The sequence below is a fragment of the Streptomyces resistomycificus genome, assembly GCF_001514265.1.
GTDB lineage: Bacteria > Actinomycetota > Actinomycetes > Streptomycetales > Streptomycetaceae > Streptomyces > Streptomyces resistomycificus.
The window spans coordinates 21,899-46,214 of the sequence record NZ_KQ948996.1; the positions used below are offsets into that span (position 1 = coordinate 21,899).

Sequence of the window (24,316 nt, forward strand, 5' to 3'; positions counted from 1 at the left end):
CAACCGGCTTCTACCGTCCAGTAATATCGCGCGGCAGGTCATCAGAGGAGGAACCGTGTCCCGGTCCGAACGCTCGCCCCTGCTGCTCGCCGGCCTGCTGGCCACCGCGGGTGTCGCCCACTTCGCCACGCCACGCCAGTTCGACGCGACCGTCCCGCGCAGCCTCCCGGGCACGCCCAGGGCCTGGACGTACGCCAGCGGGGTGGCCGAACTGGCATTGGCCGCGGGCCTCGCCGCACCGCGTACCCGGCGGGTCGCCGCCCTGGCCAGCGCCGCGTTCTTCGTCGGCGTGTTCCCCGCCAACGTCAAGATGGCCGTGGACTGGCGGCACCGTCCCGCCCCTCAGCGGGCCGCCGCCGTCGGCAGGCTGCCGCTCCAGGTGCCCCTGGTCCTGTGGGCCCGCAGCGTCGCGCGGAGCGCGGAGGGCCGGTCGTGAGCGGGCGCCCGGAGATCGGCGACACGATCGAGGACTTCACGCTGCCGGACGAGACCGGCACGCTCCGCAGCCTGACCGGGCTGCTCGCCGACGGACCTGTCGTGCTGTTCTTCTACCCGGCCGCCCTCACTCCCGGCTGCACCGCGGAGGCCTGCCACTTCCGGGACCTGGCCGCCGAGTTCGCCGCCGTCGGCGCCCGGCCCGTCGGCATCAGCGGCGACGCCGTCGAACGGCAGCAGGAGTTCGCCGGGCAGCACGGCCTCGGGATGCCGCTGCTGTCGGACGCCGACGGGAGGATCCGGGAGCTGTTCGGTGTGAAGCGGGGCTTCTCCCTCGCGCCCACCAGGCGGATCACCTTCGTCATAGCCGAGGACCGGACGGTCCTGGAGGTCGTCCGCAGCGAACTACGGATGAACACCCACGCCGACCGGGCTCTGGACGCGCTGCGCGCCCACCGCGCCTGAAGGGCAGGGCCTCAAAGGGGGCATCGCGGTTGATGCGATGCCACAAAGGGACCATCCTGATGATATGGAGCATGCCGCCGCTGCGGCGATCACCGATGCACGGGGCATCGTCACGGGGTGGAGCGACGCTGCTCACCGGCTGACGGGCCACCCGGCCCAGGAGGTCGTGGGCCGGGCGGCGGGGGAGCTGCTCGCCGAGCCCCCGCCGGACGGTGCCGTGGAGGCGCTGGCGGGCACCGTCGTGCTGCGGCACCGGGACGGTTCCGCCGTCCCGCTCACCCTCACCGCACACCCCGTCCTCGGAGGCGACGGTGTCCCGAACGGCTACATGATCACCGCGGCGGTGCCCGGCGACGGCGAGACGACGCTCGCCGGGCAGGCCTTCCAGCAGGCGTCCATGTCGATGTCGGTCTTCGACACCCGCCAGCACTACCTGCGCCTCAACGACACGGCCTGCCGGGTGATGGGTGTGCCGGAGGAGACGTTGCTGGGCCGGTACTTCCTGGAGACCGTGGAGGACGCCGTCCACAGCCGCGGCTTCAACAACAACCTGCGCCAGGTGGCCGAGACGGGCCGCCCGGTCCACTACGAGAGCTACACCGGTGCCCCCTCCCTCAACCGGGAGCACGCCTGGAACACCGAGATGTGGCCCGTGCGGGACTCCTCCGGCAAGGTGACCGGCGTCGCCCTGGCAGCGATCGACAGCACCGAACAGTACTGGGCCCGGCAGCGCCTCGTACTGCTGAACGAGGCGGCGGCCGGCATCGGCACCACCCTGGACGTGGTCCGCACCGCCGAGGAACTCGTCGAACTGCTGGTCCCGAAATACGCCGACTTCGTCAGCGTCGACCTGCTCGAATGGGTCCTCGGCGCGGAGGAGTCCCCCATCGCCCTCGACGGCGAGGTCGTCCTGCGCCGGGTGGCCCACGGCTCCGGCACCGAGGGCACCCCGGAGGCCGCCGTGCGCCTGGGCGAGGCCGACGTCTATCCCGCGTACTCGCCGCCCGCGAAGGCGCTGCGGCAGGGGCGGGCGGTGGTCGGTCAGGCCGGCGAGCCGGACTTCATGCGCTGGGTGGCCGAGCGCAACGCACGAGCCCCCGAGGGCCGCCCGCACCGCAGGGGTGTCCACTCGATGCTGGCGGTGCCGCTCAGGGCCCGCGGCACCACGCTCGGCGTCGCGGTGGCCATCCGCATCGCCCACCCGGACGACTACGGCGACGACGACGTCGTCCTCGCCGAGGAACTCGCCAGCCGCGCCGCCGTCTGCATCGACAACGCCCGCCGCTTCGCCCGCGAACGCACCACCGCGCTTGCCCTCCAGCACAGCCTGCTGCCCCGGGGTCTGCCCGGTCAGGCGGTGGTCGAGGTGGCCCACCGCTACCTGCCGTCGGGGTCGTTGGCCGGCATCGGCGGTGACTGGTTCGACGTGATCCCGCTCTCCGGCAGCCGGGTCGCCCTGGTCGTCGGCGACGTGGTCGGCCACGGCATCCCCTCGTCGGCGACCATGGGGCGTCTCTGTACGGCCGTCCGCACCCTCGCCGACGTCGACCTCCCGCCGGACGAACTCCTCACCCACCTCGACGACCTGGTCACCCACCTGGCGGCGGACGACTCCGACGAGCAGGCCGCGGAACTCGGTGCCACCTGCCTCTACGCCGTCTACGACCCCGTCTCCCGCCGCCTCACCATGGCCGCCGCCGGCCACCCCCCGCCCGCCGTCGTCCTGCCCGACGGCACCACGACCCTCGTCCCCCTCGCCACGGGCCCCCCGCTCGGCGTCGGCGGACTGCCCTTCGAGGCCAGCGAGATGGAACTGCCCGAGGGAGCCGTCGTCGCCCTCTACACCGACGGCCTCATCGAGGGCCGGGACCGCGACGTCGACCACGCCACCGCCGAGTTGTGCCGCGCGCTGACCGTCCGCACCGACACCCTCGACGAACTGTGCGACACCGTGCTGAAGGCGGTACTGCCGGAGGAGCCCAGCGACGACGTGGCCCTGCTGCTGGCCCGTACCCGGGCGCTCGGCGCGGACCGCGTCGCCACCTGGGACGTCGTACCCGACCCCGCCCACGTGGCGGAGACCCGGCAGGCCGCCACCGAGCAACTCACCGCGTGGGGACTGGACGAGGCCGCGTTCGTCACCGAGCTCGTCGTCAGTGAGCTGGTCACCAACGCGATCCGCTACGGCGAACCACCCATCCAGTTGCGGCTGATCCGCGACCGCACCCTCATCTGCGAGGTCTCCGACGCCAGTTCCACCTCCCCGCACCTGCGCCGCGCCCACGCCTTCGACGAAGGAGGCCGCGGACTGCTGCTGGTCGCCCAGCTCACCCAGCGCTGGGGCAGCCGGCAGACCGGCAGCGGCAAGACGATCTGGGCCGAACAGTCGCTGGAACCGCTGTCGTTCTGATCACTCGAAGGGGCAGCCGGGATTGGCGGCGTCCTGCGAGAACGGCGCGCCGTGCGGCAGCACGTAGAGCACGTCGAGGACGACGGCGCTCGCCCCCAGGTTGCGGCCGATGTGGACGTTGCCCGGCCCGGCGGGCTCCTCGATGACGCTGCCTTTCGGGTACACGCCGTCGGAGGCGCATGTGGCGTCGAAGTGGCTCAGGGTGCCTTGCTGCACGACGGCGTAGAGGGGGCCGTCGTGGTAGTGCCAGCCGGTGGCCTGGCCGGGGGGAATGGTGATCTCTCTGAGGACGTAGTCCGTGTCTCCGACGGTCTTCTGCCCGATCAGCCGGGCGGAGACGCCCGGTCCGGGCGGGGTGGCGTGAGCGGTGCCGCCGACGAGTAGCGTGGCGGCGGCGACCGCGCCGGTGAGCGTGGTGCGGAACGGGATACGCATGCGCAGGGCCTCCTGGCTCGGTGGGCGCGCGGAAGGTCGTACCGCTGCGAACCTAGAGGCAGAGAAGGCAGGTTGGTACCCCTGCGACGACCGTACGGTGAGCCACCGACGGACCGGCTCCCCGCACGGCGTCGCGCCGTGTCGTACGGGTCAGAACTCCTCGTGCACTTCGGGGTCCCCGCCGATCCGCCGGTGGGCGCGGTCGGCGATCGTCGCCATCTGGGCGGGGTCCAGCTCGAAGCCGGAGACGTCGAGGTTCAGACGCTGGCGCTGGGGGTCCGCGGACTTGGGGATGGGAATCGCGCCGAGCTGGACGTGCCAGCGCAGGACCACCTGTCCGGGGGTCACCCCGTGGGCCTCGGCGACGGTGGCGACGGCGAGGTCGTCCAGCAGGGTCGTGCCCCGGCCCAGCGGGCTCCAGCTCTCGGTGAGGATGCCCTTGTCGGCGTGGAAGGCGCGCAGCTCGTCCTGCGGGAAGAAGGGGTGCAGCTCGATCTGGTTGACGGCGGGCAGGACGCCGGTCTCCTTCTCCAGCCGTTCGATGTGTCCGGCCGTGAAGTTGGAGACGCCGATCGAGCGCACGAGGCCCTCCTCGCGCAGCTTGATCATGGCCTTCCAGGAGTCCACGTACTTGTCCACGCGGGGGAGCGGCCAGTGGATCAGGTACAGGTCCACATGGTCCAGGCCGAGCCGGGCGCGGGACTCCTCGAAGGAGGCGAGGGTCTCCTCGTAGCCGTGGTGCCGGCCGGGAAGTTTGGTGGTCACCACGATGTCCTCGCGGGGGACACCGCCGCCGGCCACGCCGCGGCCGACGCCTGTCTCGTTTCGGTAGTTCGTCGCCGTGTCGATCAGGCGGTAGCCGGTCTCCAGGGCGGTGCGGACCGCCTGCTCCGCCTGGGCGTCGTCCATCGGCCAGGTACCGAGGCCGAGGGCGGGGATGGTCGAACCGTCGTTGAGCGTGCGGGTGGGGATGCTGATCACTGCGGGACCTTCCCTTGACTGTGTCGTGAACCCAGCGTCACGTACGGGGTGAGCGGTGATCAACCGGACGGGCCGGGCGGGGTACGACCCGGCAGGCGTCGCCCGGTTCGACGACACCGACGCCCGGGTGCGGATCGCCGCCCTGCACACCCCGTCCCGCGCACGCCGCGAACCGGACTCCGACGCCCGCCGCCGCGACCGGCTCGTGCTCCTGCCCGTGCCGTGCGCGCCCTGCACGACGGTCCGAACCCGCACGTCAGGGCCCACGCGGTCGAACGCGTCGCGTCGCCCCGTGGGTGCACGTCGACGCCGCCCCCTCACCTGCCGTGCGAAAGAAGGCGGCCCCCGGCGGCCCCGCCCACCGGCGGACCGCGCCCGGACCCGCCTGCACGGCACGGAGGTGACACCCCGTCGGGGCCCTGTCGCCAGGCACGGAGAACGCTGTCACGATCTTCCTGGAGCCGGACCGCACCGGGCCCGGCAGGGACGGACCATCGGAGCGCGCATGACGACGGACAGGGCCACCGCCAACCGCTCGGACGAAGCCTCGGGGAGTTCGGGGAGGTCGGGGAGTTCGGGAAGCTCGGGGATCGAGGTGCGTCCGGTCGCCGGACACATCGGCGCCGAGATCACCGGCGTCGACCTGGCCGACGGACTCGACGACGCCCAGGTCGCCGCGATCCGGGCGGCGGTCCTGCGCTGGAAGGTGGTGTTCTTCAGGGAACAACGCCTCGACCACGCAGGGCACATCGCGTTCGCGCGGCGGTTCGGCGAACCGGTGGTGCCGCGTAGGCGTGGCAGCGCGTCCCCGCAGGACTTCCCGGAGATCGAGACCACCGCCGACCGGCTGGAGCTGGGCGGCAGGTTCGGCATGGAACACGAAGAATGGCTCCAGCGGCGCCGGCACACCCTGTTGCGGGGCTGGCACTGCGACCACGGTGCCCGCATCGACCCGCCGGCCGCCACGATCCTGCGGGCCGAGACTGTCCCGCCGTACGGCGGCGACACCACCTGGTCCAACCTGGCCGCCGCCTATGCCGGACTGTCCGGCCCGGTGCGGGAGTTCGTCGACGGCCTGCGGGCCGAGCACCGGCTCGGCGTCGGCTACCAGCCGAGGCCCGGCGACGACGCGTACCTCCGGCACCTGCTGGACCACCAGGTCGCCTCGCTGCACCCGCTGGTACGGCAGCACCCGGAGACGGGGGAGCGGATCCTGTACGTCAACGGCTACTACGTCGAGCAGATCGCCGGCCTCTCCCGGGCCGAGAGCGGCGCGATGCTGCAGATGCTGCTCGAACAGGCGACCCGGCCCGAGTACACGGTCCGGTTCCGCTGGGAGCCGGGCAGCGTGGCCTTCTGGGACAACCGGGCCACCATCCACCTGGCGCCCGGCGACAACGCCCAACTCGGCTTCCCCCGGACCATGCACCGGGTGATGCTCACCGGCGACGTACCGGTCGGGGTGGACGGCCGGCCGTCGGAGGCGGTCACCGGGACCGAGCCGGGCCGCTGGTGACCGCCCTCGGGCGGTGCGCGCCTCAGACGCCGGGCCGCCACCCGAGCGCCGGGCCCAGCCGCGTCGCCATGTCGGTGAGGATCTGCACGTAGTCCTCGTGCTCGAAGGTGAACGGCAGCGCGAACGCGACCTCGTCGACCTCACGGAACGCGGCGTGCGCCCGCAGCCGCTGGGCGATCTCGTCCGAGGTGCCGACGATGTCGGGCGCGAACATCAGACGGGCCGGGCCCTGCGGCGAGCCGGTACGCGGGGTGCGCTTCGCCGCGTACTTCTCGTACTTGGCGCGCTGCTCGGGCGAGGCGGAGTCGGTGGGGACGACGACGAGGCCCTGGGAGACGCGGGCGGCCTCCCCGTCCGGGTGGGCGGCCCGGAAGGCGCGGATGTGCGACAGCTGGACCTCGGCGAAGTCAGGCGACTCCTCGTCGCCCTCGGCCTTGACGACGCTGCTGGTCAGGAAGTTCATGGCGTGCTCGCCGGCCCAGCGGGCCGAGCCGAGGCTGCCGCCGCCGTACCACAGGCGACGGCCCAGGCCCGGCGAGTGCGGCTGCACCCGGTCGGAGCTGTATTCGAACTGCGGCTCCCGCCGCGTGGCCTCGAACCCCTCGACCCCGCTGAAGTCGGTGGCCGGCCTGCCGCGTACGAAGTCCAGCAGCCGCCGCACCCGCCCGTACCCGAAGTCCTCGGCGTCGGCGGTGTCCGGGTACAGCGCGCCCTTGACCTGGTCGAAGTGCATCGGAGGCCCCACGCTGACACCCGGGTTGACCCGGCCACCCGACAACAGGTCGACGGTCGCCAGGTCCTCGGCCAGCCGCAGGGGGTTCTCCCAGCCCAGCGGGATGACCGCGGTGCCGAGTTCGATGCGCCGGGTGCGCTGCGAGGCCGCCGCCAGGACGGCGACCGGGGAGGATATGCCGTACTGGAGGTGGCGGTGGCGCAGCCACGCGCTGTCGAAGCCCAGCCGCTCACCGAGCTCGATGATCTCCAGTGTGGACTCGTGACCCCGGACCGGATCCGCCTCGTCGAACAGCCCGATGGTCAGGAAGCCCAGCTTGCGCAGCGGTCGAGAGGCGGGCGGCACGGGCTCCTCCGGCGGTGGTGTCGTACGACGGTTGCGGCTGGATTGTCGCAGGCGCCGGCCGTACGACCGTGACCAGGGCTCGTGACCAGGGCTCGCGACCTGGGCCCGTGACCTGGGCCCGTGACCTGGGCCCGTGATCGTGGCAGCAGTCGGCACCTGATCGCACCCCGTTGTCAGGCCCCTGGAGCGGGCAGCGGGATGGTCACCTCGTCCTCGACGGGGGGATCGAGCTCCTGGGCGCGGTTGCCGGTGGCCGCGTAGCAGCGCAGCCGAATCGTCTCCGGGGTGACGTCCAGGCGCAGGAAGCACTTGAAGAACGGTGGGCTGTAGGTGGCCGAGCTCGGCGAGAACAGCTGCGTGTAGATCTTGCGGACCGGGAGGCGGAACCGTGAGGTGCGGTCGGGGCGGCCGCCGGCGCCCAGCAGGCTCGCCACCAGCCGCGTGCGCAGGGTGACCCGAGGGGGCTCGCCCGGGCTGCGGGTCGGCGGGATGCCGAGCCGCTCGGCGATCACGGCCGTCGCCTCGGCCTCGGTGAGCGTGAAGAAGCGCGGCATCCGCAGCCGGCGGCCGTACAGCCGGCTGTAGAAGGCGAGGGAGTCGCCGCGCAGCGGGTAGCAGCGGAAGTCCTTCTCGGTCACGCCCGCGACCGCGATGTGCGGGATGGTGTGGGTGGCGTGCATGAACGCTCCGCCGCCGCCGGAGACGACGTACTGGATCGTGCGGTCGTCCACCCGCACCGGATAGCGCTGGTAGTTGTGGATGTCCCCGCCGATCGCCGCCACGTAGTGGTGGTCGGGGTCGCGGACGATGTCGTCGACCGTGCCGCCGCCGTCGATAGCGCAGGGGTGGTGCTCGCCGTCCACGTACAGCGGCGACCCGGTGATCAGGATCTTCGGGCGGGGGCCCCGGGAGACCTCACGGAGCCAGGCGCCCTGTTCGGCGTCGACGGTGCCCAGCAGCCCCGTGTCGATACCGATGATCCGCACCGGCCCGGCGTCCACGGCCCAGTAGGGGCCCGGCTGGACGGCCTGCTGGGCCGGTGCGGGCCGCAACGCCCGGGCCTGGTCGAGACGTTCACCGTCGTGCGCGCTCGGGCGGTGCCACAGCAGGGACCGCAGCCAGGCCCGGGTGAGGGGGCGGGGCGCGGGTTCCGGTTCGAGGGGCGGGGCGTCGTCGCAGAAGACGCGCATGAAGGCGCCGAGGTCCTCGTACCAGTCGTGGTTGCCGGGTATCGCGTAGATCGGGGCGCGGTAGTCCTGGTACGGGCGGAAGAACTTCGTGCCGTAGTCGTCCGCGCTGCCCACCGGGTAGATCACGTCACTGGCCACGATCGCGAAGCGGGTGTCCTGACCCGTCTTCAGAAAGCCGGGCACGACGGCGTACTGGGGGTCGTCGCCCTCGCCCGTGTCGCCGATGACCATGAAGGAGAAGCGGTCCGGGTCGTCACGGCGGATCACCTTGTCGGCGGGCTGGCCCGCGGCCGCCCGCTGCGCCACCCACCGGCTGCGGGTGCGGCCCGTGGGGTCGCCGAACCAGGACGCCACGACGCCGTTGCGGGCGGCCCACAGCGTCCTCGGGTTCAGCCAGGAGCTCTTCTCGACCCGCTGCGGCAGGAGTTGCCGGTACGCGCCGCGTTCGGTGGAGCCCCAGCCGGCGCCTTCGGCGGTATCACGTGAGGATTCAGACACCGTCGCACCGTAACAACGATCTCGAACCGGACCGGAGTTGGGGCGGTTCAGCGACGGCGGGCGCGCTGCACGGTGTCGTGCGGTGCCCGCGGCCGCGGAACGGCGCTCGTGGTCGCCCCGACGTGCGGCCGGGGCGGATCGGCGGGAGCGGGCCGCTCGACCGGCGCGGACCGGCCCCGGTCGCCGTCGCCCAGGACCAGCAGCGGGTCGAACATCACGACCACCCCCGCGAGGACGAGGAAGATGACCGGCCCCACCAGCATCGGCAGCAGCAGCGAGGTGGGGGAGTCGCCGGCCCAGGTGCCGCCCCCGGTGCCGTGCACATGGACGCTGACGGCGGCCATCGCCGTGTAGTGCATCCCGGACACGGCCACGCCCATGATCAGGCTGGCCCCCAGGCTCGTCAGGAAGCCGCGGATGGTGACGGCCGCCCACAGTGCCGCGGTGGCGGCGACGATCGCGATCAGTACCGAGAGCACGACGACGAGCGGGTCGTAGCGCACCTCCCCGTTCACGTGCATCGCGGCCATGCCCAGGTAGTGCATCGCGGCCACTCCGAGACCGGTGATCACTCCCGCGACGGACAGCGTGGCGGTGCTGGTGCCGCGGTGACCCACGATGAACACACCGATGCCGACCACGACGATCGCCACCGCGAGACTGAGCACCGTCAGACCCGCGTCGTAGCGGATCCGGGTCTCCTCGACCTGGAAACCGATCATCGCGATGAAGTGCATAGTCCAGATGCCGCAGCCGATCGAGGCCGCGCCGAGCGCGAGCCAGCCGACCTTCCACGACTGTGGGTCGAGCAGGGTCCGGACCGTGCAGCGCAGCCCCAGAGCCCCTCCCAGACACGCCATCACAAATGCAGCGACAGGTGTCACCAAGCCATAGCGGAACCCGTCAACCGTGCCTTCCATGTGCCAACTCCCCCCAGAGTCACGGCTGGTTGTGGGGGAAGAGTTACGGGTGAGCGCGGCAAATGGCAAGCGGTTACCGGGGGTCCGCTTTTAACTGCCGGTCGACGAGGTCCGACTCCGGTCATACAGAGGCGAGTTCCAGCCATCGGCGCCCGCCGGGACGTACACCGTGAAACCCTCGCCAGGCCCGTTGCCCGGCGTGGCGACGCCGTCGGTCAGAACGTGCGCTTCAGGAGGTCGAGCAGAGCAGTCCAGTGGCGCTCGTCGCCCGCCTTGTCGTAGGCCGCGGTGTCGGCCTGCGTGAAGCCGTGGTGGGCGCCGGCGTAGACCTCGCAGGTGTGGCGGACACCGGCCGCGGTGAGCGCCTCCTCCAGCCGCTCCATCTGCTCGACGGGCAGTGAGGGATCCTGGTCGGCGTGCCCGAAGTACAGCTCGGCGGTGACCTTGCCGGCGACCAGGTGCGGGCTGTCCGGGGCGTCGGTGGCCAGCCGCCCGCCGTGGAACCCCGCCGCTGCCGCGACCCGCTCCGGGTAGGTGCCGGCCGTCAGGAGAGCCAGCCGTGCGCCCAGGCAGTAGCCCGTGATGGCGACCGGGCCGTCCGCGGCCACGGGAGACTCGGCCAGCCAGCGCAGATACGCTCCCGCGTCCCGCATCGACAGCTCCGGAGTCAGCGTCTGCATGATCGGGCCGAGCCGCTCGAAGATCTCCGGCCGCGCCCCCGGGTCGATGAACTCCGGCAGCTCGGCCACCGGCGCACGCCCGTGGCGGTAGAACACGTTCGGCACCAGGACCGTGTAACCGGCCTCGGCCAGCCGGTCCGCCATGGACGTCAGCTGCGGTCGCAGCCCGAAGGCGTCCATGTAGAGCAGTACCGTCGGATGCGGGCCGCCGTCACCGGGATGCGCCAGATACGCGTCGGCGGTGCCGTCGGCGGTGGGGATGTCGACTGCGGTTCCCTGTACGGCGCTCATGGCTGGGGCTGCCCTTCTGCGTGGCTGTCGGCCTGCGGACCCACCCGGACACCCGGGCGGACCGTGGCCATCGTGGCATGACCGGTCAGGGGCACCCCGCGCGCCCCTGGCCTCCTGACCTGGTCATGAAGGCCCCTTGGTGCGCCCGTTACTCGAACCGGGACGTGTCGCCCGCGCCCTTGCGGATGATCTCCGCCTCGCCGCCGGAGAAGTCGATGACCGTCGTCGGCTCGGTGCCGCAGTCCCCGGAGTCGACCACCGCGTCCAGGACGTGGTCCAGCCGGTCCTTGATCTCCCAGCCCTGCGTCATCGGCTCCTCCTCGTCCGGCAGCAGGAGCGTGCTGGACAGCAGCGGCTCGCCCAGCTCGGTCAGCAGGGCCTGGGTGACGACGTGGTCGGGGATGCGCACACCGACCGTCTTCTTCTTCGGATGCTGGAGCATGCGCGGCACCTCCTTCGTCGCCGGGAGGATGAAGGTGTAACTGCCGGGCGTGGACGCCTTGATCGCGCGGAAGACGTCGTTGTCGACCCGTACGAACTGGCCGAGCTGTGCGAAGTCCTGGCAGACGAGGGTGAAGTGGTGCCGGTCGTCCAGCCGGCGGATCGTCCTGATCCGGTCGATGCCGTCACGGCTGCCGAGCCGGCAGCCCAGTGCGTAGCAGGAGTCCGTCGGATACGCGATGAGCGCGCCCGAGCGGACGCTCTCGGCGACCTGGGAGATGGTGCGCGGTTGCGGGTTGTCGGGGTGCACGTCGAAGTACTTGGCCATCCGTCGAGCTTATGCCTTGGGGGGACGGAGAGCCGCGCAGGCCCGGCACGGTGCGTCCGCCAGGGCGGCGGCGTGAACGCGGCGACGGGCTCCGCCACCTCAGGACGGGCGTGGTCCGCCTGTCCTACCGGGCTCGGCTCCGCCCGCCCTTCAGGACCGGCTCCGCCGAGGGCCGCGGCCGCCGGCGCGTTCGGGCCCGGTGCGGAGGGGGCATGATCGCAGGGCGACCCTCTGGCGGACGTGAGGTAACGTCCCCGACCGGAATACCGGACGATACGAGGGGCGAGGAGAACGTCGACGTGGCAGGCCCAGGAGACGGATTCCGTCCTACGGACGAGCCTCGTCGTACGGAGGTGCGGGGCACTCAGGACGTGGCGTGGGCCCAGGAGTTGCTGGACCATCTGCGGCCGACCGGACGCGATGTGCGCCGGGTCGTCGCGTGGCTCGCCGACACCGTGCGGGGCGAGGCCTCGCTGCATGACGAGACCGGCGCACTCCTCGCCGGCTCCCGGGTACCGGCGGTCGCGGACCTGGTCGCCGACATCGTCGCGGGGCGCATCGCCTCCGCCGCGTGGGAGGGGGAGGGCCGGTACCTGCGGCTGGTCAGGGTGGACCGGCCCGCCCCGGCCTCGGCCGGAGTGCTCGCCGTGGCCCGCAGCGCCCCCTTCGACCGGCGGGCGTCCGACATCGTGACGCACACCGCGCAGGTCGTCGAGGTACTGCTGCGGGCACGTGAGACGGCCGCCGCCGGACGCCGGCTCCGACAGGCGACGTCCGACCTGAGGCTGGCGATCCTGCAACTGCTCATGGTGGAGGACACCGTGTCCGCGCGCCGGGTCGCCGCGGGACTGTGGCCCGGACTCCTAGACACGGACGCGGCCTGGGTCTACGTCCTCGAGGCCAAGGCCGAGCAACGTGACCGCATCGCCGAGGAATGCGTCCACGTGACCGAGGAGCAGGCCCTCGTGGTGCGCTGCCCCGCCGTGGACGAGCACGTGATCGTCGTCAGCCCCGGCGAGGCCGCGGTCGCGGCCCTGCGGTCGCTCGTCGACCGCACGCCCGGTTCCTTCCTCGGCGGCAGCGCCCGCCAGAGCCTGGCCCGCACGGCCACCGCCTACGGACAGGCCGTCAGCGCCCTGGCCGTCGCGCACTTCAGGCCCGGCAAGACGGCCGTCTACGCCGAACGCTCCCACCCCGAGCGCCTGATGGACCCCGTCGCCCTCTGCGACTGGACCGTCCACGTGCTGCACCCGCTCGACACCCTGCCGCACCACACCCGCGCCGAACTCCTCGCCACCACCCGCCTCGGCCTCGAGTTCACCGCCGTGAGCGCGGCCAAGGTCCTCGGCGTGAGCCGCAACACCGTCCGCGCCCGCATGGAGCGCGTCGAGGGCCTGCTGGGCACGGACTTCTCCGACCTGACGGTCCGTGCCGTCGCCCACCTGGCCCTCAACACCCAGGTCGGCCTCGCGGAGATACCGGCCGTGCGGGGCGCCGCCGAACCGGCCCCCACCCGGCTCGCCGACCTGCTCGCCGGACCCGCCGTCCGGGCCTGGGCACAGGACCTGCTGGGCCGACTGGACACGGACGGCCGGGACCTGCGCCGGACCCTGCGCACCTGGATCGCCGCGGGCGGCAACTCCGAACGGGCCGCCCAGACGCTGGGCATGCACGCGCAGACCGTGCGCGAACACGTACGGGGCGCGGAGCCCGTGCTCGAACGACAGCTCCTGGCCGCCGGCAGCGATCTCTACGAGGTCGTCCTGGCCCATCTGGTCATCGGCGACCTCCAACCGCCACTCCTCGACCGGGCGAATCCGGGCCATCCGGACTCACCTGTGCACGGGTGAGCCATGTGCCCCGCACAGCGGGCATCGCCGCGATTCACAACGGTTCCGTTTCACACGTAGGTTCTAGGCACTGCGGGGGCACGACCGGAACGGGGGACCGGTCGCGCTCCCGCGCCTCTGTTCTCGCTGAGCCGGACGCACGTCCGGTCAGCCGTCCAGGCGTACCGGGATCTCCTGCCAGCCGAACGCGATGAACGACGGAACCTGCCGCAACTCGTCCGCGTCGACGGCGAGCCGCAGGTCCGGGAACCGCTCGAACAGCGCCGGCAGCGCCGTCAGCGCCTCGGTACGGGCCAGCGGCGCACCGATGCACCGGTGCACTCCGATCCCGAACGACAGGTGGTCGTCGGCACCCCGGGCCACGTCGAAGGCGTCCGCGTCAGGGCCGTAGTGCGCGGGATCCAGTCCGGCCGCGGCGTACGTGGTGATGATGGCGTCCCCGGCCGGCACGGTCACGTCTCCGACAGTGAGGTCGGTGACGGCGAACCGCAGCGGCAGCGAGGCGATGGAGGGATGGACCCGCAGCGTCTCGTCGACGACGGCGTCCCAGCCGATCTCCCCGGACCGTACGGCGGCCAGCTGTTCGGGATGCCGCAGCAGGGCCACGACCGCGTTGCCGATGAGGTTGACGGTGGTCTCGAAACCGGCGCCGATGACCAGCAGCAGCGTGTACAGCAGCTCCTCGTCGCTGAGCCGGTCGCCGTCCTCGTCCCGGACCCGGATCAGCTCCGTGGTGAGGTCGTCACCGGGGTGCTCACTGCGGTGGGCGATGAGCGCGGGCAGCACGGTGCCGATCTGCTGCTGCACGAACGCGGCGTGCTCCGGACTCGGGTCCGAGGTGTCCATGATCGCCGCGATCAGCCGCCCGGTGTCCGCCCGCAGCTCCTCGGGCACGCCGAACAGCTCGCAGATGATCTGCATCGGCAGCGGGTGGGCCAGCGCCGCCTTGAGGTCGACGACCTCGGCGTCGGAGCCCTTCAACGCGTCCAGCAGTTCCGCGGTGATGGCCTCCACCCGTGGCCGCATCGCCTCGGTGCGCCGGTGCGTGAAACTCGGCGCGACCAGCTGGCGCAGCCGCGCGTGGTCGGCACCGTACGTGGAGAGCATGTTGACCACGCCCACCCAGCCCAGCACCCAGCCCCAGGAGGGGTGTTCGCCGACCTCCGGCCACAGCCGCCAGTGTTTGCGCGGGTCCCTGCTGACCCTCGGGTCGAGTATGAGGCTTTTGAGGGTGTCGTACCCGGTGGGCGCCCAGGCGGGGATGCCGCCGGGCAGTTCGACGGGCACGATCGGGCCGAGGGCGCGCAGCCGGGCGCTCTCGCCGGCGATGTCGGCGCCGAACGGGTCGAGGGCGATGCGGTCGGTCACGGTCACGACGGATCTCCTGGCTGGTCGGGTGAACGGGGGCTGAAGCGGACGGGCAGTGAGGTCAGTGAGCGGTGGAAGGGGCCGGGCCGCCAGCTGAGCCGTTCGCGGGGCAGGACCGGTTCCAGGTCGGGCAGCCACTGGGTGAGCCGCTCGATCGCCTCGGTGGCGATGAGCAGCGTGTGCTGTCTGACCGGGCAGGCGTGCGGGCCCGCCGACCACGACAGGTGCGAGGCGTCCTTGGGGTGGCGGCCGTCGGTGACCTCCTGCTCGGCGGTGTGCGCGAGGGCGCCGTAGGAGATCACGACCGGGACCGCTGCCCTGATCCACGTACCGTGGAACGTCACGGGCCTGCGGGCGTAGTGGATGCCGTAGTTCGCCAGCGGCGTCTCGTGGTGGAGCACCTCGACCACGGCGTCCATCACGGGTCGGGCACCGCTGGTGAGGGTGGAGTAGTACAGCGGGTTGCCGAGGATCCGGGACAGCGCGTTGGACACCAGGTTCGCGGTCGGCTCGTGCCCGGCGCCGAGGGTGAGGAACACCTGCCAGGTGACCTCCTCCGGGGTCAGCCCGGCGGGGTGGTCCAGGAGCCAGCTCGGCAGGTCGTCGCCGCGCCGCTCCGCCTTGGCGGCGATGAGACCGAGGACGTAGCCGCCGAACTCGGCCTCGCCTTCAGCCGCTTGGGAGCCGCCCTCCATCATCTTGCCGAGCGCCGATTCGAGCCGGTCGCTCTGGCTGTCCGGCAGCCCGAAGAGGCTGTTGAACACCAGCGCCATCAGCGGTCGGGCGAACTCGCCCACCAGATCGGCCCGGCCTCGTGGCCCGATCCGGCCGACCAGCACCCGCACCGCCCCGTGCACCCGTGCCCGCAGGTCGTGCGGCTCGATCCGCTCGAAGGTGTCGATCAGCGAGCGGCGGTAGCGGACGTGGGCGGTCCCGTCCGCGAACAGGGAGTTGGGCCGCCAGCGCATCATGCCCAGCACCGGCGTGTCGTCGGCGACCGTCGACTCCCAGGGCCGCGGGTCGTGCGAGAACGTCTCCGTGTCGTGCAGCAGGTTCAGCGCGGCCCGCCGGTCCGTGACGACGTACGCCGGCACACCGGGCGCCAACTCCGCCCAGCCGACCGGGCCTTGGGCGCGCAGGTCGGCGTAGTAGCGGTACGGGTCCAGGGCGAAGCCGTCCTCCCACAGCCGCACGGGCGCGGAGCGGGAGATGCCGGCCAGGGGGGTAGGTGGTCAACGGTGCTCCGGAGGGTGGCGGTCGATCAGGTGGTGGACCAGCGCCAGCAGCGCGTCGATCGAGGCGTTCGCGTCCCGGGCGTCGCACGTCACCATGGGCGTGCCCGGCTCCAGGTCCAGGGCCGCTCGCAGCTGCGCGTCGGTGTGGTGGTCGGGCGCGTCGGGGAAGGCGTTGAAGGCCACCGCGTACGGCAGCCCGGTCTCCTCCACCAGCCCGAGCACGTCGAACGACGCGTCGATCCGGCGGCTGTCGACCAGGACGAGGGCGCCGAGCGCCCCGTAGGCGATGTCCTCCCACAGCGAGCGGAACCGCTCCTGTCCTGGGGTGCCGAACAGGTAGAGCACGATCCCGCCCGGCAGGCTGATCCGCCCGAAGTCGATGGCGACCGTGGTGGTCGACTTCTCCCTGACCCCGTCGAGATCGTCCACCTGCGCGGACGCCTCGCTGAGGAGTTCCTCGGTGTGCAGTGGGCGGATCTCCGACACCGAGTCGATGAGCGTGGTCTTGCCCACCCCGAAGGGGCCCGCGACGAGGATCTTCACCAGGTCGCGGGCGGTGTCGGGCAGGTGGATGCCGTCAGTGGTGCTTGAGGGCGCGGAGGCCATCGGCCACTCTCTTCAGCAGGTCGGGGTCGAAGCGTCGGGCGGGCGGGATGGGCGCACGGGCCGACGCGAGGTCACGGTCGATCAGGTCGGCGGCCAGGACGCGTACCGCGGACACCGGCAGCCGCAGCAGGGCCGCGGCTTCCACCACCGTCAGCGATCCGCCGTCCAGGGCGTCCAGCAGGGAGAGGGCGGCGGCCGGCAGCCCGGCGGACGGGCCCGCGGGCACCGGCAGACGGCTGCCGGTGAGGACCGACAGCCGCTCCAGCTGCGGACGGCTGGAGCGGGTCACGCCACCGGTCGACAGGTAGGCGGGAACCAGAGGACGGCCGGCCCGGCGGCCGGTCATGCCGGCGCGCCGCCGTCGGCCCCTCGGGCCGCCGCGGCCATCGCCTTCTCGCCCAGCCGCGCCACCTGCGAGTGCACCCGGTGCGCGAGCAGGTCCAGACGCACCTCGCCGTCCCCGTAGGCGGCCACGCAGGTGCCGTGGTCCGTGGGCACGATCAGGACGTAGCCGTGGTCCGACTCGACGACCACCTGCCGTACCTCGGCCCGGTCGGCGTCGGCGAACGCGGCGGCGGCCGTACGGCACGCCCCCTGCACGGTGCTCGTGATGGCGGCGACCCGCTCGGCCGAGGCCTGCGAGAGCGCCTCCGTGTACCCCGTCACCAGTCCGTCCCGGGTCAGCAGCACGGCGGCGACGACGTGCGGTACCTGCAGGATCGGTTCGAGCACCCATGCCGAGTCGCCCGCATCGCGGCTGGTCATCGAGCCGCCCCTCCTTCGTGGTCGGTGTGTTCGCTGTCGTACGCGCTGTGTTCTCTTACGGAGGGCTCCTCCCGCGGGGCTCCGTGGGCGCCGCCGGTGTCCGCGCGGGCCGCGGCGGTGCCGGACTGCAGCGCGCCGAGCGCGGCCGCGGCGTCCTCCGGGCGACGCGTCGAACGCTCCGCGGCGGGTGCGACGGGGACAGAGGGGGCCGGGGCGGAGGAGGCCGGCGCGGAGGCCCGGGCGCGGCGCCGCCGCTGCGGCAGACCGCCCCCGTCCGGCGCCGGAGTGCGATGTCCCGGTTCGGAGGCGGAGGCTTCGCTGCTCCGCTCGGGCCCGTAGGCGTGGCTCTGCTCGGTACCGTACGCGTGGGACGGCGCGCCGGTGGTCTCCCGTGCGTCGCGGGTCGAGCGCGGGGCGCTCGCCGCGGGCGGCTGCTCGACGGGGTCGATGCGGCTCAGGAGGTGGCTCTCCACCCGCAGCACCGCACGCACACCGCCGTACGGTGACGGCGAGGACAGGTCCACGCCCAGGTCGAACTGCCGGGTCAGCTGTCCGATCGCGGCGAGTCCCATACGGGGCGGATCACCGAGGTCGGTGAGCAGGATCGGCTGGGCACCGGCCACCAGCCGTTGCGCGCGGGCCCGTTCGTCCTGCGTCATGCCCACACCGGCGTCGTCGACGGTGACGCACACGCCGTGATGCACGTGTTCCAGGTTCACCACGACGTCGGTGTCCGGCGCGGAGTGCCGCAGCGCGTTGTCGAGGAGCTCCGCGACGATGATCGCGACCGGTTCGACGGCGTGCGAGACCAGCGCGGTGCCCGCTTCGAGATGGTTGTGGACCCGCACCCGCTGGTACCCCGCGAGCCGGGCCTGTCCGCCGGTCACCGCGTCCACCAGATGTGACTCCTCGCGGGCCAGCCCGACCCAGGCCCCGCACACCACCGCGGCCACCTGCGCCCGGCGCAGCGACTGCTCGTTCTCGTGGTCGAGACGGAACAGTGTCTGCGCCAACTCCGGTTCGTCGTAGCGCTGTTGGAGTTCGTGCAACGCGTCCTGGAGCCGGTACAGGGCCGCCTGGATCTCACGGGTGGCCCCGCGCATACCGGCCTGCGCGGCCGCGTCGACGCGGGTGCGCTGCGCGGCCAGCTCGGCCCGCGAGGCCCGCAGCACGTTCTCCAGGGCGAGGCCCAGCGGTGTTCCGGTGGTCTGTGGTCGGAGGGGGCCGGGGACGGCCACGTGCGGGTGGGCCAGACGGCGGGCGGCGGCGGGCAGGCGCTGCGCCGCCAGATGCTCCACTTCGACCGTGAACACCCGCGCCAGGCCGTCAAGTTGGCTGCGCAGGGCGGTGATCTCCGTGCGCTGCGCGGCCCGTTGGCGTCGCGACCGTATGAGCCCGCCGCCGAGGGCGAGCGCGGACAGCGTGCCGGCCGCGAGACCACCGGTCACCAGGTCCGGTAATTCGATCATCGAATCGGTTCCAAGGGGAAGTCGGGGAGAGGTCCGGGGGAGGCGTGGAGAAGTCGGGCAGCACGAAGCACGAAGCCTCCACACGTGGCGCTCGCAGCACAGTACACACCGTCATCGACCGGTCTCGCACGGTCGATGGGCACATCGTTCCGAAAGTGTCCGAGCTCTGTTCGCTTCTGTGGCAACTGTCGGAATTGCTGGGTGGTGTGCCCTGTCGCCGTTCTCCTGGGCGGGTGCCCTGGAGGACGGCGACAGGGCCTTTCGGTGTCGTGCGACACGATGACTGCCGCCCCTGCGCCCGCTACCGTACTCGGCAGTAACTCCCTCGACACCGCAGGAGGCCAGGCGCCATGCCCCAGCTCGCCCTCGACGCCGCCACGCTGACGTACGACGACGAGGGTCCCCGCGAGAGCGAGGCCATCCCGCTGGTCTTCCTCCACGGCTGGACGGCCGACCGCCACCGCTGGGACCACCAGATGGCCCACTTCGCCCCGCGACGGCGCGTGATCCGACTCGACCTGCGCGGCCACGGCGAGAGCCGCGGATCCGGCGCCCGCACCATCGACGACCTGGCCACGGACGTCCTGACCCTCCTCGACCACCTGAAGGTCGACCGGTTCGTACCCGTCGGCCACTCCATGGGCGGCATGATCGCGCAGACCATCGCCCTCGCCCACCCCGAGCGGGTCGAACGCATGGTGCTGGTGAACTCCATCAGCAAGATGACCTACAGCCGGGGCAGGGGCCTGCTGATGGCGGCCTCCACCCTGGTCCCGTTCAAGCTGTTCGTCGCCGCCAACATCCAGCGCGCCTTCGCCCCCGGCCACCCCCGCGAGGAGATCCGGTCCTACATCGGCGCCTCGGCGGCCACCCCGCGCGAGGTCGTCATGACGCTCTACGGGGCCATGCGGGCCTTCGACGTCCTGGACCGCGTGCCCGAGATCGCCGCCCCCACCCTGCTGGTGCACGGCTACCACGACGTCCAACTGCCCGTCGCCCAGATGCTGCGGATGGCGAAGGCCTACCCGGACGCGGTCGTCCGCATCCTGGACGCCGGTCACGAACTCCCCGTGGAGAAGCCCGCCGAACTCACCTCCGTCCTCGATCGATTCCTCAACTCCGGTGACTGACCAGCCACTTCGACGGAGTCGTCCACTCCGCGTCCGCGTTCCGTAACGCACCTCGCCGGCCTACAACCGGGCCCGGGGGACGTGGGTCGAACCCTGTGACTCGACAGCTGCAGGAGCCGTCGGGAAACGGGGGAGAACATGAACGTCATTCAGCGTGCCGCGACCGTGGGAGCCGTCACCGCCGCGGTGGTCGGTGGCACGGCGCTCGTCGCACCGCAGGCGGGCGCGGCGACCGTCGCCAAGTACAACGGGGTCTGCGGGACCGGCTACGCGGTCGTCGACTCGGCACCGGTCGGCACGGCGGGAACGGTGTTCCTCACGTACAACCCGTCGACCGGACGGGACTGCGTGGTCACCGTGCGCGCGCGAGCCGGCAGCGCCGTGGACATGCTGGCGGCGGTCACGGACGCCGTGGACGTGGACGCCGAGTTCGACAGCGGGAACTACACCACCTACGCCGGTCCGGTGTACATCGGCCACCCCGGCCACTGCGTGAGCTACTGGGGGCGGATCGGCAGCCAGAGCGGCGGGGCGGACAACGTGCACTGCCTGCCCGTCACCGACTGACGCCACCCGCCCGCCGGGGCACGCGCGGCGCCACGAATGGGCCGTATGCAGCAGCACGAGGGGCAGTCGGCACACGTCTCCGGTGAGGCTGGGTTCCGCGACCCAGCCTCACCCTCAGGAGCCGCCATGTCCCTGCGCCCCGCACCGTCCCGCCGCCCACGGCTACGGGCGGTGTCCGTCCTCGCGGTCTGCCTGGCCGCCCTGGCCCCGGCCGCCGTCAGCACCGCCGCCGACGCCGGCCCGCCGTCGCCCGGCGACAGCGAGCTGCGACAGCAGCTCGACCGGTTCGTGCGCAGCCCGGGCGGCCCGCCCGGCGCCATCGCCGTGCTGCGGCGCGGCCACGACCAGCAGATCGTGCGCGCCGGGGTCGCCGACCTCGCCACCGGTCGGCCACCCCGCCCGGACGACCACATGCGCATCGCGAGCACGGCGAAGGCCTTCAGCGGGGCGGTGGCCCTGTCCCTGGTCGACCGCGGTGCCCTGCGGCTGGACGACACCCTGCGCCGGCGGCTGCCGAACCTTCCCGACGCCTGGGGCTCCGTCACCCTCCGCCAGCTGTTGAACCACACCAGCGGCCTGCCCGACTACACGGAGAGCCCCGCGTTCGTCGAGGAACTCCTCGCCGACCCCCGTCACCGTTTCGACTCGCGCCGCCTGCTCGACTACGTGGCCGACGAACCCCTGCGGTTCCGGCCGGGCACGCGGTACCTCTACTCCAACTCGGACAACATCGCCGTAGCCCTGATGGCGGAAGCCGTCACCGGCACCCGGTACGAACGACTGCTGCGCGAGCTGGTCTACGAGCCGCTGCGGCTGCGCGACACCAGCCTGCCGAGCGGCTACCAGATGCCCGAGCCCTATCTGCACGGTTACGACGTGACGCCGCCGGGGCCCCCGGAGGACGTCAGCGAGGTCCTCAGCGCCTCCGGCGTGTGGGCGTCCGGAGGCATCGTCTCCACCCCCGCCGACATGACCCGCTTCATCCGCGGCTACGCGTCCGGCGCGCTCTACGGCAAGGCGGTCGTCCGGGAACAGCGCCGCTGGATCGCCGGCGCGTCCGAGCCCGCCGGTCCGGGACGCAACACCGCGGGGCTGGCCATCTTCCGCTACGCGACCCGGTGCGGTGTCGTGCTGGGGCACACCGGCAACTTCCCCGGCTACACCCAGCTGATCGCCGCCACCCCGGACGGCAGCCGCTCGCTGACCTTCTCCGTCACCACCCAGATCAACCGCACCCTGGCGCCCGAGAAGCTGCGCCAACTGCGGGACATCCAGGAGAACTTCGTCTGCGCGCTGCTGCGCGGCGGACACTGAGGCTCACGACCGACGGGGTGTACCCGGTCACCCGGGTACACCCCACGAACGTCCTGCTGCGACGGACCTCAGCAGTCCGGGACGCCCGCGATCTTCACGCCGCCCCGGATGTACAGGTTGCTGACAAAGGCGACGTCGCTGCCGGCGAACTCCTGTACGGCGGTCCACCAGTTGTTGGTGCCGACGGCGGGGTCGGTGACGGTCTGGCCCTGCGTCTGGCAGATGGCGTCGAGCCAGTACTGCGAGCGGACCGCCCGCCGGGGCGACTCACTGGTCGGCTGCGAGCGGAGGTTGACGTCGGTCGCCCAGATGTAGACGTCGGTGAGCGTCGGGTCGCCGGCGTCCGCGCGGGCCGGCGCGGCCTCGCCCGTGGTGGCGAGGGCGCCGACGGTGAGCGCGGCCGCGGCGGCCAGCGCCACGACGGAGCGGTGCATCAGCTTCTGCATGTGTGGTTCCCCCATGTGCGTTCGTGTGCTGACGAGTTGTGGTGGCGGTGGCGGTTCGGTCAGCCGCCCGCCCAGACGCATTCGGTGGGCACGCCGTCGATCCAGTTCGTCCGGTTGTCGATGTAGTAGCTGGCCATCACCCCGTAGTGGGTCCAGCCCGGTACCTCGACGACCACCCAGTACGGGTTTCCGCCGACCGGCTGGCCGGCGAACTGGCACCTCACGAAGACCTGGGTCGGCGCGCTGACCTGGCCGAGGATGCCCGGGCAGTTGGTCGGTGACGGGTAGTTCCAGCAGGCGTCGGGGTAGACCTCGCGGACGTTGACGTTGCTCGCCCACACGCCGTAGTAGCCCTTTCCGTGGCCGTCCGCGGCGGCGGTGGGAGCCGTGGCGCCCACCAGGGCGAGGGCCCCGGCGGCGGCGAGCAGTCCGATCCTCTTACGCATCGCTTCTGCCTCCTTGCCAGTGATCGTTCCGCGTCAGCAGGTCGCTGAGGCGGGCAGGCCGCCGTACTCGTTGCCCTTGAGGTAGACGGCGCTGACGTAGCCCTCGAGGAGCTGGACCCAGACGTCGTTGGTGTAGCCGTTGTCACGGATGGTCTCGCCGCGGACCCAGCAGTAGGCGCCGCGCGTCTGGCCCGCCTCGACCTTGCCGACCTTCTCGGTCCAACTGGCCGGTCCCTTGCGGACGTTGACCGCCTCGTACGGCTCCACCCCGTACGGCGCCGCCTTGATGCGGGCGGAGCCCTGGCCGGCGTCGGAGGCGGCGACGGCGGTCGCGGCGGTGAGCGGTCCCAGCAGGGCGAGCGTGCCGGCGCCGACGAGCGCGGCCCTGGCGAAGCTGCGAATGGGCATGGTGTGTTTTCCCCCTGTACTGATGTGTCGCTGCGCGGCCTCTGGCCGGCACTCAGCACTCTAGGGAGAGGGGTGGTGGCATGGTCCCTGACAGATGTCAGGGGTCAGGGCGCGTGTCCCGAGAGCCGGTGGGGCAGCAGCGCCAGGTGTTCCTCGCGTACGAGGTCGAACCGCAGCGCGAGCGTGACGAGGTCCTCCCGCTTGGCACCCACCCGCGCGTCGTCCTCGCTGCCGTCGCGCAGCCGGAGCTTGGCGGACGTCAGGTAGTCGATGTGGTAGTTCACCGCGGAACGGGTCAGGTCCCGGCACGACTCAAGGGGCCGCAGCCGTTCCACGATCTCCCCGGCGCCGGGCAGGGCCACCCGGGCCGCGGTGCGCAGCCGGGGCTCGCACAGCGCGACGAGGACCAGGAAGTACTTGGAGGTCGGGTCCAGGGAGAACGGGCTGATGGTGCGCTCCCCGTGGTCGGGCCCCGTCCCGTCCTGCGCGTAGGCGTGCTGAGGTGCGAACACCTTGAAACTCGCCGTGCTGTCCAGCGCGGGCAGCACGACACGGGAGAATTCGAACGGAACCGGAGCGCCGAGACGCCCCGGCGCGACCTTGAGGTATTCGCCCGCGCCCTCGAGGTTTTCCACGACATACGTCGCCGTCGCGCTGAAGTTCGACAGTCGCCAGAAGTCCCCCGCGGCCTCGATACGCCCCGCATGCCGTGACACGCCGGGGTCCGGCAGCACGATGGCCGGCGATCTGCCCGGAGCTCCCCGCCCGAAGTCCTTGGTCTCACCCGGTCCCATGTGCAGGAGCCGCGGTTTTCGGCGAATTTCCCCGGAGTGGGAGTTGGTTTCGTCGGGCAACTGCACGATAACGGTGTCCATGACACTCTTCCCCCGTGTCGGTCACCGGAATTCTAGAGGGAAGACGGGCCTTTCCGGAGTGCCGGAACAAGTCAGTCACCCCGCTTTCCGCACAGTGCTCCCGACGGTCGGCGGATTCGGCGTCTGAACCGTCCGCGACCGGGTAGTCGCGGCGGTGAGGGAGCGAAAC

At 72.1% G+C, this 24,316-nt stretch carries 25 protein-coding genes; 8 read left to right on the forward strand and 17 right to left on the reverse strand.

Going from position 1 to position 24,316, the window contains the following annotated elements:
* The first annotated feature begins 55 nt into the window (after positions 1 to 55).
* From AQJ84_RS26150 to AQJ84_RS26160, 3 genes are all read left to right on the forward strand, one after another.
* Positions 56 to 436, forward strand: a complete 381-nt coding sequence (locus AQJ84_RS26150) for a DoxX family protein (protein ID WP_053192710.1) — start codon at positions 56 to 58, stop codon at positions 434 to 436.
* Positions 433 to 900 carry a peroxiredoxin gene (locus AQJ84_RS26155; RefSeq protein WP_030044187.1) on the forward strand — a complete coding sequence of 156 codons (468 nt, stop codon included), beginning with the start codon at positions 433 to 435 and terminating at the stop codon, positions 898 to 900. The genes AQJ84_RS26150 and AQJ84_RS26155 overlap by 4 nt, the downstream gene beginning before the upstream one ends.
* 64 nt (positions 901 to 964) lie before the next feature.
* On the forward strand, positions 965 to 3,310 hold the full coding sequence (locus tag AQJ84_RS26160; RefSeq protein ID WP_053192709.1) for a SpoIIE family protein phosphatase: 2,346 nt from the start codon (positions 965 to 967) through the stop codon (positions 3,308 to 3,310).
* Here AQJ84_RS26160 and AQJ84_RS26165 read toward each other — a convergent pair whose 3' ends face one another.
* Positions 3,311 to 3,745, reverse strand: coding sequence for a cupin domain-containing protein (locus AQJ84_RS26165; protein ID WP_030044190.1), 435 nt, complete (start codon positions 3,743 to 3,745; stop codon positions 3,311 to 3,313).
* 150 nt (positions 3,746 to 3,895) lie between these two features.
* A complete protein-coding gene (locus AQJ84_RS26170; protein WP_030044191.1) occupies positions 3,896 to 4,726 on the reverse strand; it encodes an aldo/keto reductase in 831 nt (276 codons plus the stop codon).
* Between the two features lie 505 nt (positions 4,727 to 5,231).
* Between AQJ84_RS26170 and AQJ84_RS26175 the strand changes: the two genes are divergently transcribed.
* Positions 5,232 to 6,242, forward strand: a complete 1,011-nt coding sequence (locus tag AQJ84_RS26175) for a TauD/TfdA dioxygenase family protein (protein ID WP_053192706.1) — start codon at positions 5,232 to 5,234, stop codon at positions 6,240 to 6,242.
* Positions 6,243 to 6,264: 22 nt separating this feature from the next.
* Here the strand turns inward: AQJ84_RS26175 and AQJ84_RS26180 are convergent, their stop codons facing one another.
* The 5 genes from AQJ84_RS26180 to AQJ84_RS26200 all read right to left on the reverse strand — a co-directional run bounded on the left by AQJ84_RS26180 (position 6,265) and on the right by AQJ84_RS26200 (position 11,668).
* Complete coding sequence (locus AQJ84_RS26180; RefSeq protein ID WP_053192704.1) at positions 6,265 to 7,320, reverse strand: LLM class flavin-dependent oxidoreductase; 1,056 nt, start codon at positions 7,318 to 7,320, stop codon at positions 6,265 to 6,267.
* Positions 7,321 to 7,493: 173 nt separating this feature from the next.
* Positions 7,494 to 9,008 (reverse strand): metallophosphoesterase family protein, encoded by a 1,515-nt coding sequence (locus AQJ84_RS26185; protein ID WP_053192702.1) that lies wholly within the window; start codon positions 9,006 to 9,008, stop codon positions 7,494 to 7,496.
* Between the two features lie 47 nt (positions 9,009 to 9,055).
* A complete protein-coding gene (locus AQJ84_RS26190) occupies positions 9,056 to 9,928 on the reverse strand; it encodes an MHYT domain-containing protein (protein ID WP_030045406.1) in 873 nt (290 codons plus the stop codon).
* Between the two features lie 215 nt (positions 9,929 to 10,143).
* Positions 10,144 to 10,899 carry a dienelactone hydrolase family protein gene (locus AQJ84_RS26195; RefSeq protein WP_030045407.1) on the reverse strand — a complete coding sequence of 252 codons (756 nt, stop codon included), beginning with the start codon at positions 10,897 to 10,899 and terminating at the stop codon, positions 10,144 to 10,146.
* 148 nt (positions 10,900 to 11,047) lie between these two features.
* Positions 11,048 to 11,668, reverse strand: coding sequence for an L-threonylcarbamoyladenylate synthase (locus AQJ84_RS26200; RefSeq protein ID WP_053192701.1), 621 nt, complete (start codon positions 11,666 to 11,668; stop codon positions 11,048 to 11,050).
* Positions 11,669 to 11,967: 299 nt separating this feature from the next.
* Between AQJ84_RS26200 and AQJ84_RS26205 the strand changes: the two genes are divergently transcribed.
* Positions 11,968 to 13,518 carry a helix-turn-helix domain-containing protein gene (locus AQJ84_RS26205; RefSeq protein ID WP_030045408.1) on the forward strand — a complete coding sequence of 517 codons (1,551 nt, stop codon included), beginning with the start codon at positions 11,968 to 11,970 and terminating at the stop codon, positions 13,516 to 13,518.
* Between the two features lie 147 nt (positions 13,519 to 13,665).
* Here the strand turns inward: AQJ84_RS26205 and AQJ84_RS26210 are convergent, their stop codons facing one another.
* The 6 genes from AQJ84_RS26210 to AQJ84_RS26235 are packed head-to-tail and all read right to left on the reverse strand — an operon-like array spanning position 13,666 to position 18,961.
* The gene (locus tag AQJ84_RS26210; protein ID WP_030045409.1) at positions 13,666 to 14,892 is read right to left on the reverse strand and encodes a cytochrome P450 family protein; all 1,227 of its coding nucleotides are present in this window, start codon (positions 14,890 to 14,892) and stop codon (positions 13,666 to 13,668) included.
* On the reverse strand, positions 14,889 to 16,079 hold the full coding sequence (locus AQJ84_RS26215; protein ID WP_225889153.1) for a cytochrome P450: 1,191 nt from the start codon (positions 16,077 to 16,079) through the stop codon (positions 14,889 to 14,891). The genes AQJ84_RS26210 and AQJ84_RS26215 overlap by 4 nt, the downstream gene beginning before the upstream one ends.
* Positions 16,080 to 16,118: 39 nt before the next feature.
* Positions 16,119 to 16,727 carry a GTP-binding protein gene (locus AQJ84_RS26220; RefSeq protein WP_030045411.1) on the reverse strand — a complete coding sequence of 203 codons (609 nt, stop codon included), beginning with the start codon at positions 16,725 to 16,727 and terminating at the stop codon, positions 16,119 to 16,121.
* On the reverse strand, positions 16,699 to 17,073 hold the full coding sequence (locus AQJ84_RS26225; RefSeq protein WP_053192699.1) for a DUF742 domain-containing protein: 375 nt from the start codon (positions 17,071 to 17,073) through the stop codon (positions 16,699 to 16,701). Before AQJ84_RS26225 ends, AQJ84_RS26220 begins: the two co-directional genes overlap by 29 nt.
* Entirely contained in the window at positions 17,070 to 17,492 is a 423-nt protein-coding gene (locus tag AQJ84_RS26230; protein ID WP_030045412.1) for a roadblock/LC7 domain-containing protein, read from the reverse strand. Before AQJ84_RS26230 ends, AQJ84_RS26225 begins: the two co-directional genes overlap by 4 nt.
* Positions 17,489 to 18,961 carry an ATP-binding protein gene (locus AQJ84_RS26235; protein WP_053192697.1) on the reverse strand — a complete coding sequence of 491 codons (1,473 nt, stop codon included), beginning with the start codon at positions 18,959 to 18,961 and terminating at the stop codon, positions 17,489 to 17,491. Before AQJ84_RS26235 ends, AQJ84_RS26230 begins: the two co-directional genes overlap by 4 nt.
* A 350-nt stretch (positions 18,962 to 19,311) precedes the next feature.
* Between AQJ84_RS26235 and AQJ84_RS26240 the strand changes: the two genes are divergently transcribed.
* From AQJ84_RS26240 to AQJ84_RS26250, 3 genes are all read left to right on the forward strand, one after another.
* Entirely contained in the window at positions 19,312 to 20,091 is a 780-nt protein-coding gene (locus AQJ84_RS26240; RefSeq protein ID WP_030045416.1) for an alpha/beta fold hydrolase, read from the forward strand.
* A 138-nt stretch (positions 20,092 to 20,229) separates the two neighbouring features.
* The gene (locus AQJ84_RS26245) at positions 20,230 to 20,658 is read left to right on the forward strand and encodes a hypothetical protein (RefSeq protein WP_053192695.1); all 429 of its coding nucleotides are present in this window, start codon (positions 20,230 to 20,232) and stop codon (positions 20,656 to 20,658) included.
* A gap of 126 nt (positions 20,659 to 20,784) precedes the next feature.
* Positions 20,785 to 21,972 carry a serine hydrolase domain-containing protein gene (locus tag AQJ84_RS26250; RefSeq protein ID WP_053192694.1) on the forward strand — a complete coding sequence of 396 codons (1,188 nt, stop codon included), beginning with the start codon at positions 20,785 to 20,787 and terminating at the stop codon, positions 21,970 to 21,972.
* Between the two features lie 68 nt (positions 21,973 to 22,040).
* Here the strand turns inward: AQJ84_RS26250 and AQJ84_RS26255 are convergent, their stop codons facing one another.
* The 4 genes from AQJ84_RS26255 to AQJ84_RS26270 form a co-directional block, all read right to left on the reverse strand.
* Positions 22,041 to 22,418 carry a hypothetical protein gene (locus AQJ84_RS26255; RefSeq protein ID WP_030045417.1) on the reverse strand — a complete coding sequence of 126 codons (378 nt, stop codon included), beginning with the start codon at positions 22,416 to 22,418 and terminating at the stop codon, positions 22,041 to 22,043.
* A gap of 59 nt (positions 22,419 to 22,477) precedes the next feature.
* Positions 22,478 to 22,864: a hypothetical protein gene (locus AQJ84_RS26260; RefSeq protein ID WP_030045418.1), complete on the reverse strand. Its 387-nt coding sequence runs from the start codon at positions 22,862 to 22,864 to the stop codon at positions 22,478 to 22,480.
* 33 nt (positions 22,865 to 22,897) lie between these two features.
* On the reverse strand, positions 22,898 to 23,272 hold the full coding sequence (locus AQJ84_RS26265) for a hypothetical protein (RefSeq protein ID WP_030045419.1): 375 nt from the start codon (positions 23,270 to 23,272) through the stop codon (positions 22,898 to 22,900).
* A gap of 104 nt (positions 23,273 to 23,376) precedes the next feature.
* Positions 23,377 to 24,147 (reverse strand): FHA domain-containing protein, encoded by a 771-nt coding sequence (locus AQJ84_RS26270; protein WP_030045420.1) that lies wholly within the window; start codon positions 24,145 to 24,147, stop codon positions 23,377 to 23,379.
* Positions 24,148 to 24,316 lie beyond the last annotated feature (169 nt).